General features: G+C 69.6%; 14 protein-coding genes and 1 pseudogene. 10 read left to right on the top strand and 5 right to left on the bottom strand.

What is annotated here, in order from left to right:
* The first annotated feature begins 81 nt into the window (after positions 1–81).
* The 3 genes from FXF68_RS08650 (at position 82) to FXF68_RS08640 (ending at position 2711) form a co-directional block, all read left to right on the top strand.
* On the top strand, positions 82–360 hold the full coding sequence (locus tag FXF68_RS08650) for a hypothetical protein (protein ID WP_148758436.1): 279 nt from the start codon (positions 82–84) through the stop codon (positions 358–360).
* 98 nt (positions 361–458) lie between these two features.
* Positions 459–2498 (top strand): phage major capsid protein, encoded by a 2040-nt coding sequence (locus FXF68_RS08645; protein WP_148758435.1) that lies wholly within the window; start codon positions 459–461, stop codon positions 2496–2498.
* Between the two features lie 3 nt (positions 2499–2501).
* Positions 2502–2711 carry a hypothetical protein gene (locus FXF68_RS08640; protein ID WP_148758434.1) on the top strand — a complete coding sequence of 70 codons (210 nt, stop codon included), beginning with the start codon at positions 2502–2504 and terminating at the stop codon, positions 2709–2711.
* 294 nt (positions 2712–3005) lie between these two features.
* On the opposite strand, the gene FXF68_RS08635 is transcribed toward FXF68_RS08640, so the two are convergent.
* The 4 genes from FXF68_RS08635 to FXF68_RS08620 all read right to left on the bottom strand — a co-directional run bounded on the left by FXF68_RS08635 (position 3006) and on the right by FXF68_RS08620 (position 4427).
* Positions 3006–3203: a hypothetical protein gene (locus tag FXF68_RS08635; RefSeq protein WP_148758433.1), complete on the bottom strand. Its 198-nt coding sequence runs from the start codon at positions 3201–3203 to the stop codon at positions 3006–3008.
* Entirely contained in the window at positions 3200–3430 is a 231-nt protein-coding gene (locus FXF68_RS08630) for a hypothetical protein (protein WP_148758432.1), read from the bottom strand. The genes FXF68_RS08635 and FXF68_RS08630 overlap by 4 nt, the downstream gene beginning before the upstream one ends.
* A complete protein-coding gene (locus FXF68_RS08625) occupies positions 3427–3882 on the bottom strand; it encodes a hypothetical protein (RefSeq protein WP_148758431.1) in 456 nt (151 codons plus the stop codon). Before FXF68_RS08625 ends, FXF68_RS08630 begins: the two co-directional genes overlap by 4 nt.
* Before the next feature lie 248 nt (positions 3883–4130).
* Entirely contained in the window at positions 4131–4427 is a 297-nt protein-coding gene (locus tag FXF68_RS08620) for a hypothetical protein (RefSeq protein ID WP_148758430.1), read from the bottom strand.
* 162 nt (positions 4428–4589) lie between these two features.
* On the opposite strand from FXF68_RS08620, the gene FXF68_RS08615 reads away from it, so the two are divergent.
* Entirely contained in the window at positions 4590–5681 is a 1092-nt protein-coding gene (locus FXF68_RS08615) for an NsdA family TPR-like regulatory protein (RefSeq protein ID WP_148758429.1), read from the top strand.
* A gap of 404 nt (positions 5682–6085) precedes the next feature.
* Here the strand turns inward: FXF68_RS08615 and FXF68_RS42205 are convergent, their stop codons facing one another.
* Positions 6086–6403: a hypothetical protein gene (locus FXF68_RS42205; RefSeq protein WP_187437813.1), complete on the bottom strand. Its 318-nt coding sequence runs from the start codon at positions 6401–6403 to the stop codon at positions 6086–6088.
* A 325-nt stretch (positions 6404–6728) separates the two neighbouring features.
* Between FXF68_RS42205 and FXF68_RS08605 the strand changes: the two genes are divergently transcribed.
* The 6 genes and pseudogenes from FXF68_RS08605 to FXF68_RS08580 all read left to right on the top strand — a co-directional run bounded on the left by FXF68_RS08605 (position 6729) and on the right by FXF68_RS08580 (position 11974).
* On the top strand, positions 6729–7304 hold the full coding sequence (locus FXF68_RS08605; RefSeq protein WP_148758427.1) for a GNAT family N-acetyltransferase: 576 nt from the start codon (positions 6729–6731) through the stop codon (positions 7302–7304).
* 215 nt (positions 7305–7519) lie between these two features.
* The gene (locus tag FXF68_RS08600; protein WP_148758426.1) at positions 7520–8560 is read left to right on the top strand and encodes a D-isomer specific 2-hydroxyacid dehydrogenase family protein; all 1041 of its coding nucleotides are present in this window, start codon (positions 7520–7522) and stop codon (positions 8558–8560) included.
* Positions 8557–9597: a D-alanine--(R)-lactate ligase gene (gene vanA / locus FXF68_RS08595; protein WP_148758425.1), complete on the top strand. Its 1041-nt coding sequence runs from the start codon at positions 8557–8559 to the stop codon at positions 9595–9597. The genes FXF68_RS08600 and vanA overlap by 4 nt, the downstream gene beginning before the upstream one ends.
* Positions 9594–10201: pseudogene (gene vanX, locus FXF68_RS08590) on the top strand (D-Ala-D-Ala dipeptidase VanX). The gene vanA and the pseudogene vanX overlap by 4 nt, the downstream one beginning before the upstream one ends.
* Positions 10202–10259: 58 nt before the next feature.
* The gene (locus tag FXF68_RS08585; protein WP_148758424.1) at positions 10260–10844 is read left to right on the top strand and encodes a hypothetical protein; all 585 of its coding nucleotides are present in this window, start codon (positions 10260–10262) and stop codon (positions 10842–10844) included.
* Positions 10844–11974, top strand: coding sequence for a UDP-N-acetylglucosamine--N-acetylmuramyl-(pentapeptide) pyrophosphoryl-undecaprenol N-acetylglucosamine transferase (locus tag FXF68_RS08580; protein ID WP_148758423.1), 1131 nt, complete (start codon positions 10844–10846; stop codon positions 11972–11974). The genes FXF68_RS08585 and FXF68_RS08580 overlap by 1 nt, the downstream gene beginning before the upstream one ends.
* Positions 11975–12010 lie beyond the last annotated feature (36 nt).

Genomic DNA, 12010 nt, shown 5'->3' with positions numbered 1-12010 from the left:
GCTCGGCGCCGAGCGGCGATCGGAGGAGACGTGAGCAGGCGAGGACGACGGCCGAGTGAGGTCCGCTTGGACCTGCGCTGCATGCCAGCGTGGAACGGTGGCCGCGGCCGCGGCCGCCACGACAAGCGCGCCGCGCTGTTCTGGCTCGACCTGGACGAGCCGGGGCGGCCGCTGCACGGCCGGTTGTCGGGCGGCCGCGTGCTTGCGGCCGGGGCCGCGGTCGTGGAGGTCGCGTGCCCGGTGTGCGGGCTGCGCGAGACCGTCCAGCTCGGCATCGTCGCCGAGTTGCTCGCCTCGCGCGCCGCGGTGATCGGCGTGTCCACGCTTCCGGTTCCGCTCGGCGGCCGCGTACCCTCATGATCAGTAGCCGCGCGGGTCATGGTGCGGCGGCCGGAACGCGATCAACGGCCGGAGCTGTCGCGGGAGTCCAGGCACCATCTCTCCCGCGGAGGCATCACGTGGAACCCCTCAGCTCATCCCCCGTCCGTGCGTGCGAGGCCGAGGCCCTCGGCACCCAGACGCCCGACACCCGGACCACCGACACGGACGCGCCGCCCTCGGCCGTCGAGACCGTCCGGGAGGAGGGCCGCCTACTGGAGGCGCTCGGCACCGACGCCGCGGGCGGCCGCGTGTTCGCCGTACGGATCATCGCCTACGGCGACAGCAAGAACGGGCGGCGCTACCCCCCGGAGGTGATGCGCCGGGCGGTCGGGCTGTACGAGGGAGCGCGCGCCTACGACCACCACCGCACCGCGGAGGAACTCCAGAGTTCCACCATCGCGGGCATGATCGGCTACTTCGCTGACGCGCGGGCGGCCGATGACGGCATACACGCCGATCTGCACCTGTTGCCCTCGGCGAGCCAGGCGGCCGAGGCGCTGGACGCCTCGCTCGCCGTGCAGGCCCTCGGCGCGCCGCCGCTGGTCGGGATCTCCCATGACGTCATGGCCCACTACAAGCCGGTCAGTGTCGGCGGCCGCCGCATGCAGGAGGCGATCGCCATCGCGAAGGTACACAGCGCCGATGTGGTCGCCGATCCGGCCGCGGGCGGGCAGATCACGCGGATGGTTGCGGGCGGCCTCGGCGCCGCCGGCGACGAGGGCCAGGAGGACGCCGGCGGGAACCGCGGCCGCGACGACGGCCCGGACGGGCGCGGCGGGGGCGGCGCGGCCGAGCTGCTGCACGACGCCGGGACGGCGCGCGGCCGACAGGTCATCGCGCAGGAGTCGGCCGCCCGCGGACTACCGCCCGCGTCGATCGAGCACGTGACCCGGGCACTTCCCGCGCGGTTCTCCGAGGCGCAGCTCTCGGCCGTCATCGACGCCATCCAGGCCGCCACCGGCACCCGGGAGCGCGCCGAGCTGCGCCCCGCCGCGGTTCAGGTGACGACCGAGGCGCGAGACAAGAAGGTCGCCGCGCTGGACGAGATGCTCAGCTACCAGCCGAAGGGACCGGCCTACCGGTCGCTGCGCGAGGCGTACATGGACCTGACCGGCGCGCGGCCGGACTTCCTCGGCGAGGACTTCAACCGGCGCATCCTGCGCGAGTCGTTCGGCGCCGGGTTCGACTCGGCCATGCGCGCGGCCGAGTCGATGGACTCGGCGAGCTGGGCGCAGGTCCTCGGCGACGCCGTGACCCGCCGCCTGATCGCCGAATACGGCGTGCCGAACCTCATGGTCTGGCAGCAGATCGTGTCATCGACGCCGACCGGCCTGGACTTCCGGACCCAGCGGCGCGGCCGCGTCGGCGGGTACGGCACGCTGCCCACCGTCGCCGAGGGCCAGCCGTATCAGCCGCTCCCGTCCCCGCCCGATGAGGAAGCCACGTACGCGATTACCAAGAAGGGAGGCACCGAGGATCTGACGCTGGAGATGATCGCCAACGACGACATCCAGGCGTTGCGCTCGATCCCGTTCCGGCTCGGCCGCGCGGCCTCGCAGACGCTCTACCGGTTCGTGTTCGACTTCTTCCCGACCAACGCCGCCACCACCTACGACGCGACCGCGCTGTTCCACACCAACCACGCCAACACCGACAACCCCGCGGCGCTGGGGCAGAGCGCGCTCAGCGCCGGGCGGCGCAAGATGCGGCGGCAGGCCGCCTACGGCGACGGGTCCGACATCCTGTCGATCGTGCCGAAGTTCCTGATCGTGCCGACCGACCTGGAAGAACTGGCCTACCAGTTGTGCAGCAGTGAGCACGCCATCCCGTCGACGGGCAACGATCCGGCCGACCGGCCCAACATCCACCGCGGCCTAGTCCCGCTGGTGATCGACTACTACGCCGACGCCAGCGACTGGTTCCTGACCGCCGACCCGATGCTGTGCCCCACGATCGAGATCGGCTTCTACGGCCCCACCACCGAGCCGGAACTGTTCACCCAGTCCGACCCGAACGTCGGCAGCATGTTCAACGCCGACAAGTTCACCTACAAGATCAGGCACGTCTACTCCGGGACCGTGCTCGATCACCGCGGCATGTACCGAGGGAGCAACTGACCCATGGCCAACCCGTCGCCGCTGAGCGCGGCCGACCTGGACCGCATCGCCGAGATCGTCGGCCGCCTGGACACCGGCAAGGAGATCATCCCGATGGCCGAGTGCCGGGAGTTGTTCGCCGAGTTCTACCCGCGCGGGCTGCTCGTCCTCGCCGCGGCGGCCGAGGCCGCCGACCACATGCGCGAGCTTCGCCGCGACCTCGCCACCACCTGACCCGGGGCGCGCCCCGGGGCGGCCGGACCGGTCTCACCTTCCCGGCTCGGCCGCCCCGCGCGGGCGCGCCCCGCCCCCTCACAGACGGGGCGCGCGTCCGGCCGTCCCCCTGGGATCGGCCGGTCCGCGCGCCCCTGACCACCGCGGCGTTAGCGGCCCCCACCGGCCCGCCGTCGCCACCGTGGCGCTTCATGCGGGGCGGGTCGGGCCCCGCCTTGGTTGCGCCCGACCCGCCCCGCGCTCGACCCGCACCCCCGCCCGTCGTGGCGGCCGAGGGCAAGGGCGCGGGCGTCCCTAGCGGCGCTCGATCATCCGCCGCGTGACTTCCTCCGGACCGCCGTCCGGCACCCACAGCCGCTTACCGGTCCCGTTGGCGTAGTACCCGGACCACCATCCGCCGTCCTCGGCGAAGAACGTCCCCAGTGGCCGCCCCTTCTCGTCCGCCAGGACGTAGATCTCATCCGGCGTCCGGCTGATCGTCACCAGGTTCATCGCTCTGTCTCCCCTCGAAACCTTCGCCATGCCCGCACGCCCCGGCGGCCGCGCACCGGCCGGACGCACCGCGCCCGGCGCGCCCGGCGCTCGTCCTGGTCGCCGTCCGCCGCCGCGGCGTAGGCCGCGCCGATCGCCGAGACGAGCAGGTCCACCCGTTCCGCCAGGCGCTCGATCTCGTCCTCGATCCGGTCGAGCCGCTCGGCCTCGCCGAGCCTCGCCGTCACCGCTCGCCCCGGAGGCCGAGCCGGGTAGCGACCGCGCGGCAAGCGCGGCGCAGCCGTCCGCCGGACGGGCGCGCGGGCGCGGCGGGAAGGTGTCGCCTGTCCGGGGCATGGGGGACAGGAGGACGGTCCGCCGCGCCCGCGCTGGCACCGCGCCGCCCGGCCGACGTCGACGCCCATACACCCGAGGGCGCGCGGGGCGCCGCGGGGACCGGCCCCGGCACGGTGGTCTTCGGTGCGGTGATCTTGCGGAGGCGCTCGCTCAACTGCGCCGGGGTCCGGCCCTCGATGAGCCGTGCGCGCCCGGCGCGGTCGCGGGTCAGGGCCCACAGAGAGCCGGTGAACTCCCCGAACCACAGCATGGCGTCGGGGAAGGCGGCCGCCAGTTCGGCGACCACGTGATCAGGATCCAGGTCCAGCCGCGCCCACGGGGGCGCCTCGGCTACCGTCGTCATCGGGTTCCGACCTCCAGAGTCGGGATCAAGGCCCCGGGACCGGTGTTGGCGCACCGGCCGGGGCCGCCTTGTGGTCAGGGTGGATGGGGGAAGCCCGGACGGCCGAACCGGCCGACGTGCGGACCGGTCCGTCTGACCTAGCCCGTCCGAGCCTCCCCCGGCGCGGGACGCGGCCGCTCGCGCACGTCCCCCGCCCGTTGCGGGCGCGCAGTCGCCCCGACCGAACGGCCGCGCGCCCACGCTCATGATCAGCGCCACACAACCGCGCCCGATGATGCATCGACGCGCGCCGTCGCGATGGTGCCCAGTTCCACGTACTCGTGGCTGCCGGACATGCTCACCGCGACCTTGCGCACCTTCCCGGCGGCGCCGAGGGGTGCAGCGGTCAGCGCGCGCTGAACATCCGCGAACGCCCTGGACCTGTTGTCGGTGACTCCACATACACCGCCCGCCGTACTCGCGAGCGGCACGTCCCACGCGAAGAGCACGGGCCGGTCGCTCGGCAGCCGATGCGGCATTCGGGTCTCGGGGACGGAACCGTTCACGGTGACCGCTCTCCCCTCCGGGTCGGATCAGGTGGCGAACCGGTCACCTGAAGTGAAACAAGTGCAGTTGACACAGACGAAGGGTGAAGATGGGGAGGAGAAGGGGAGGCGCCGGGGAGAGCTGGGCCGCTTCCCCACCATCGGTGAGAGGTGCGTCGCAACATGTCCGCCGACCGGAAGAAGATCGTCGGCGCGCGCCTACGCGAGGCGCGCGAGTCTGACCCGTACTGGTCGCGTGGCGACTTGGCTCGGCTGTTCCGGGCGAAGGCCACGCCGGAGGAACTCCCCGACGTCGCGCACGTCGAGTCCCTGACCGACCAGATCAAGCAATGGGAGTGCGGCAAGCACGTCCCGAAGCGCGGGGGGATCTACCGCACGCTATACGTGCGCGTGACGGGTAGGAGCGAAGACGAGTTGTTCGGTGACCCTGACGAGCGTCTCCCGTCGCTTTGGCGTCCGCAGGGCCTTAACGGAGAGTTCAGCCCGGATGATGAGGAACGGCTTGTCCAGGCCATCGAACAGCCGAGGCGCGTTGACCTCGTGGTCGTCCGCTCGCTCGCGGCGATCCTCGCGATGCAGCGCCGCTTGGACGACACGGTGGGGCCAGCCGCGATCCTCCCCGCGACGCTCGCACAGACCAAGATCACCACGGACCTACTCCGCGAGGCTCGCGGCAGCGTTCGGGCAAGCCTCGCGCCGGTCGCCGCGGAGTACGTCCAGTTCGCGGGATGGCTGCATGCAGAGCTGCGCCACGACCGCGATGCAGTGCACTGGCTGACCGACGCCGAGGAATTGGCCGACGTCGCAGGAAGCGGCGAACTGGCCGCCCAGGCCGCCAACTTCAAGGGCTACTTGGCACGACAGCAGGGCAATCCGCGCGGGGTGGTCCGTCACTTCCTGACCGCCTACCACGCGCCGGGCGCCGCACCCGCCCAGCGGCTCGGCGACGCCGTTCAAGCTGCCCAGGGTCTCGCCCAGCTCGGCGAGGATGGGGCCGCGCGCCGGTTGCTCAGCGAGGCCGAGGGCCTGGAGGAGGACGCCGCCCGCAGCCTGCCGCCGGATACCGCGTACTGGCTGACCGGCGACTTCCAGCACATCAACATCGGTCTTGCCCTGGCCGCTATGGGCGAGCACGCAGCGGCGGCCGAGCATCTGGCCCACGGTCTGAACTCGCTGCCGCCGGATCAGCGCGACGCGCAATGGACGCACGAGTACCGGGAGGCTCTCGACCGAGCGCGGGAGCTGTCGTCATGAGGAGAGCGCGGCCGCGGCCGCTCTTGCCCGTAGGCTGAGAGGGCGACGCACCACGGCGCCCCGCCCCCCAGATGAGGGGGCGGGGCGCTTGTCATTCTGCGGTTCAGCGTTCCGCGTGGGTCCCGCGTGGGTCCGAACGCGACGCCATGTGTCCCGACTGATCATCACCCGATGGACGAGCGCCAGTGCGGTTACCTGCGGAAACTGGACGGAAGATCACGAGTCCGGACGGTCTTTCACGCGGCGAACGGCACTGCTAATGCGGTTTGGGTTCACGCCCATCCGGGGTTCAAATCCCCGATCCTCCGCCACCAGAACGGCCCTGTCCAAGATTGCGATCTCGGACAGGGCCGTTGGCGTATCTCACTCAAGCGTGCCCGCATCTGGCACCCGTGCCCGCCGCCTCATGTTGTCGGGCCTGGTGCGTGCGGGTGGTCGCGGTGCTGCTTCTCGGCGAGTACGGCGGCCAGCGCGTCCACTAGCGTGTTGTCGATGTCGGCGTGGAAGATCGACTGGATGTTCTCATCGGGCGTGATGATGTCGATCGCCGTGCGCCTGTTGCCATCCCGTGTCGGCGCTCGGACGTATCGCACTCGGTCCACTGGGATGTCTTGACCGATCTGGCCTTGCTTGCGGAATGTGTGGGTCTTGGCCATGATGACGCGGCGATTCGTGACGGCGACCAGATTCTTTGCCGCCGCCTTGTCGATCGCCGCAGCCACCTTCTCCTTTGCTGATCACGCGCGCCCTCGCTGAGTGCGGTGGGTGCTGGCAACGCCCCCGGCCGCGACGTCCACCCGACGGAGCCGATGACCTCGCCCTGGGCCCGGGGCCCGCACCTGACCTCTGCGGCGCAGCCGGGTACTCCGGCACGAGGCACACCACTCTGCGACGGCGGCCCCAATTGATGCCAGGACGAGGGTTTCGCGGGCGCTGGTCGCCGGGGTCCTGGCGGTTCCTGTGGGGTGGTCGGCGCGTCGTTGTCGGAGACGTCGTCCGCGGTAATCCGTTTTGGTATCACCGCAGCTCGCTGTCAACATGAGGTCCATGCGTCACCCTCTTGACACGCTGGACTGGCCGATTTCCACCGAGCGCCTGCTGCTGCGCCGGGCTGCCCCCGACGACCTGGACGCGACCTGGGCCTTCCGGCGGCTGCCGGAGACCTTCGAATGGATCACGGCCGCCACAGTGACCTACGACGACTACCGTGAGCGTTTCCTCCGCGAGGAGCAACTCATAGACATGCTCCTCGTCGAGCTGGACGGCCGGGTGATCGGCGACCTGATGCTGAAGGTCCAGGACGCTTGGGCCCAGGAAGAGGTCGCCGACCAGGCGAAAGGCGTCCAGGGAGAGCTCGGGTGGACGATCGATCCCACCTACGGCGGTAAGGGCTACGCCACCGAAGCGGTACGCGCCCTCATCGACATCTCCTTCACCAGGCTCGGCCTGCGCCGCCTGCACGCGGAGTGCTTCTACGACAACGAAGCCTCGTGGCGGCTGATGGAGCGGGTCGGGATGCGCCGCGAACAGCACACGGTGAAAGACTCACTGCACCGCACCAAGGGCTGGCTCGACGGTCTCTCATACGCGCTTCTGGCCGAGGAGTGGCCCGCTCACGAGTGACGACGGCGGAGACGCTCGGGAGCCCCCGCCGGGACGAAGATCACGCTGTGCCTCGTACCCGCGGCTGCTCGCTGGCGTTCATGACCTGGTCGCAGCCATTATCGGCCGGCGCCGCTTCGTCCGCTGATTCTGTTACGACCTCTTAGGGCGGCATATCGTCCGCGTATCGCGAATCGCATACGTGCTGGCAACAAGGCGCTGTCTTGACTTGAGACATGCCCTCCAGCGAATTGGGTTCGAGCGGCGAAGCGGCCACGGGCCATCGCGGCCGAACGAAGGCCGAGCCATCTTCCTCATCTCTCCCGGCGACAGGACTCGCGGTCTTCGGGTGCGGCCAGGACGAGGCCGCCTTGTTCCAGGAGATGGGGCCACGCCTCGGAGTGGCGCCCACCATTATCGAGGCCGCCGTCTGCGAGACCAACGCTGAGCTGGCAATTGGCAACCGATGCGTCAGCGTGAACCACAAGACGCCGATCACCAATCCCTCGCTTCTGGCGCTCAGCGCAGCGGGCGTGCAGTACATCTCCACCAGAAGCATCGGCTACAACCACATCGACGTGGAGTACGCCGAGCGCGTCGGCATCTCGGTCGGCAACGTCGCCTATTCACCGGACAGCGTGGCCGACTACACGTTGATGCTGATGCTGATGGCCGTGCGTCACGCGAAATCCACCGTCCGCCGCACCGACGCTCATGACTATCGGCTGAACGACACTCGCGGCAAGGAACTGCGGGACCTGACCGTCGGGGTGATCGGCACAGGCCGCATCGGCACAGCGGTCATCGACCGCCTGCGAGGCTTCGGCTGCCGCGTGCTGACCCACGACAACCGCTCTCACAGCCATGTGTCGTTCGACGAACTGATCGAACTGAGCGACATCGTGACGCTCCACACCCCGCTCACCGCGGACACCCACCATCTCCTCGATCGCCATCGCATCGAGCGAATGAAGCCCGGCGCGTACATCGTCAACACGGGTCGCGGACCGCTGCTCGATACCGAGGCACTCCTCGCCGCACTGGAGAGCGGCAGGTTGGGCGGCGCGGCACTGGACGTCCTCGAAGGCGAGGAAGGCATCTTCTACGCCGACTGCCGAAACAGGCATTTCGAGAACGAGGCCCTGGTGCGACTGCAGCGCCTGCCGAATGTGCTGATCAGTCCGCACTCCGCCTACGACACCGAACACGCCCTGAAGGACATCGTCGAGAACACCCTCATCAACTGCCTGAACTTCGAGAGCGGGAGAACAGCATGAGCAGATTGAAGGTCGGAGTCATCTTCGGAGGCGCCTGCGAGGAGCATCTCGTCTCCGTCAAGTCGGCGCGCGAGGTGGCGAGGAGCCTCGACACCGAGAAGTACGAGCCGCTCTGGATCGGCATCACGGCCGACGGCGTTTGGAAACTGTGCGACGGCCCCGCCGCGGACTGGGAGAACGGCAGCGCCCGTCCCGTCACGCTGTCACCTGACCGGAGCGTGCACGGTCTGCTGGTCATGGGGCAGGGAGGCTACGAGACGGTGCGCCTCGACCTCGTCTTCCCCGTACTTCACGGGAAGCTCGGCGAAGACGGCGCGATCCAAGGCTTGTTGGAGCTCTCCGGCATCCCCTACATCGGCTGCGACATCCAGGGCTCGGCCGTGTGCATGGACAAGTCCCTGACTTACACCGTCGCCAAGAGCGCGGGGATCGCCACGCCGAACTTCCGGGTCGTCGAGGAGAACGAGAAGGTCGATTCCGACCGTCTTCGGTACCCCGTCTTCGTGAAGCCGGCCCGTTCGGGCTCCTCGTTCGGCGTCAGCAAAGTCGCCGACAAGAACGAGTTGGCGAGTGCGCTGAGCGCGGCGCACCAGTACGACTCAAAGGCCCTGATCGAGGAGGCCGTGGTCGGCAGCGAGATCGGCTGCGCGGTTCTCGAAGAACGGTTCGGCCTGGTCACCGGCGAGGTGGACCGCGTCGACCTCTCGCACGGATTCTTCAGGATCCACCAGGAGGACTCACCCGAGACCGGATCGGAGAACTCGACGTTCATCGTTCCCGCCGACATCTCCGACGACTCGCGCCGGCTCGTCCAAGAGACCGCCAAGACCATTTATCGCGCCCTGGGCTGCAAGGGCATCGCCCGCGTCGACATGTTCCTCACCGACGACGGACAGGTGGTGCTCAACGAGGTCAACACCATGCCCGGACTGACGTCCTACAGCCGCTATCCGCGGATGATGGCCGCCGCGGGACTGTCGCTGTCCGATGTGATCGACCGGCTCATCTCGACGGCGCTGCACGGGAAAGAGCGATGAACGACGACTTCGTCTACGTCGACGACCTGGTGCCGGGCGTCCGCTGGGATGCCAAGTACGCCACCTGGGACAACTTCACCGGCAAACCGGTGGACGGCTATCTCGCGAATCGCGTCGTCGGCACCCGGTCCCTGTGCGCGGCCCTGGAAAGAGCACGCGAGGAGGCGGCCTCTCGTGGCTTCGGGCTGCTTCTCTGGGACGGGTATCGCCCCCAACGCGCCGTCGACTGCTTCCTGCGCTGGTCGGAACAGCCCGAGGACGGCCGGACCAAAGCGCGGCACTATCCGAACATCGACCGTCCCCAGATGGTCGAGAACGGATATGTGGTCGCGAAGTCGGGCCACAGCAGGGGCAGTGCCGTCGACCTGACCCTTTATCACCTTGCCACCGGTGAGCTTGTTCCCATGGGGGCGGCCACGACCTCATGGACCCGATCTCACACCACCAGGCCGGCGAGATCACGCCGGCCGAGGCCGAAAACCGTGAGCATCTCCGTTCCATCATGGAGGGCTGCGGATTCGAGCCGTACAACTGCGAATGGTGGCACTACACGCTGAGAAACGAGCCCCATCCTGATGTCTACTTCGACTTTCCCATCACCTGATCGAACTCTCCGTTGCATTTCGCAGTGGGGACGTTTGGATCGCAATGACGACGTCGTGATGCGGCGCACCGACCTGTCGGGAGTGGAGGTCTTCCTGGGTGGTACCGATCCGTCGCGGCTGCACGACTGGGCCTCCGACGGATACCGCTCGAGCGAGGAATACCTGTTCTGGTCCCGCAGGGTCTGCGGCTTGGCGTGCCTACAGTCGCTGCTCCAGGGCTGGACCGACATCCGGCTGCCGATGGGCGAACTCCTCGCGCTGGCCCTCGACTGGGGCTGCTACGTGGTGGAGCCCTCCGGCAGCGTCCGAGGACTCATCTACCGGCCGTTCATGGCCTGGGTCAGTTCACAGTTCGGATTTCACTGCGAACTGGTCGAGCGCACGCCCATCCACATATCCAGTCGAGAGGTGCGGCCCGGGCAGGTCATGATCGCGTCAGTGTCACCTGAGATTCGCGACCCGAACACTCACGACCCCCGGCGAGGAGGTCACCTCGTGCTGGTCTATGCGGCTGATGACGGTGTGGTGCGGTTCCATAATCCGTCGGGCTACTCGCACAATTCAGACTCCGCGTCACTGCCCATGCAGGTATTCGAGCGGTTTCACGCGGATCGTGGCGTCCTGATCAGAGGGGCATCGTGATGCCGGGCGAGCCGCCGCCGCGCGTCGTCGTCGCCGGCGGCCATTCGGCCGGGCACATCGAGCCCGCGATGAACTTCGCCGACGCCCTGCGCCGGCTGGAGCCCGCGGCCGAGATCACCGCCCTCGGCACCGTCCGCGGCCTGGACACCACGCTCATCCCCGCCCGCGGCTACCCGCTCGAACTCATCCCGCCGGCTCCGCTGCCGCGCAGGCTGAACCGGGCCCTGCTGCAAACGCCGGGCAGGCTGCGCGACTCGGTGCGGGCGGCCGAGGCCATACTCGACCGGGTCCGGGCCGACGTCGTGGTGGGCTTCGGCGGCTATGTGGCCATGCCGGCCTACTTCGCCGCCCACCGGCAGGGCCTGCCGATCGTCATCCACGAGGCGAACGCCCGGCCCGGAGTGGCCAACCGGCTGGGGGCCCGGATGACGACGCGGGTGTTCACCGCCGCGCCGAGTGTCCGGCTGGCGCACGCCACCGCCATCGGGATTCCGCTGCGGCCGACGATCACCGGGCTCGACCGGCCCGGGCTGCGCGACGCCGCCCGGCGGCGGTTCGGCCTTCGACCCGACGGGCCGGTACTGATGGTCACCGGCGGTTCGCAGGGCGCCCGGTCGATCAACGCCGCGGTGTCCGGCGCGGCCGCGGCGTTGCGGGCGACCGGGGTGCAGGTGCTGCACATCACCGGGCGGCAGCACGTGGTCGAACCGCCGGACCGCGACGCCGCCGACCCTCCCTACGTCATCGTGCCCTACGTGGACGACATGCAGTACGCCTACGCCGCGGCCGACTTCGTGATCTGTCGCTCGGGAGCGATGACGTGCGCCGAACTGGCCGCCGTCGGCCTGCCGGCCGCGTACGTCCCGCTCCCGCTGCGCGGCGGTGAGCAGCGGCTGAACGCCGAGCCGGTGATCGCGGCCGGTGGGGCGCTGCTCGTCGACGACGCCGACCTCGATCCGACCTGGATCGAGACCGCCCTGATCCCCGTGCTCACCGATCCCGGCCGGATCGCGGCGATGTCGGCCCACGCGTCGGCGGCCGGCGCACCGGACGCGGACGTCGTCCTGGCCCGGCACGTGCTCAACGCGGTCGCGGAGCAGCGCGGTATCGCCCCACGAGGTTCGAGATGAACCGTCCTGACACGACCAGCGCGCAGCGCTGACGCC

This window comes from Actinomadura decatromicini, from assembly GCF_008121305.1.
Classification (GTDB): Bacteria; Actinomycetota; Actinomycetes; order Streptosporangiales; family Streptosporangiaceae; genus Spirillospora; species Spirillospora syzygii.
This window is presented reverse-complemented; position numbering and strand designations above follow the sequence as displayed.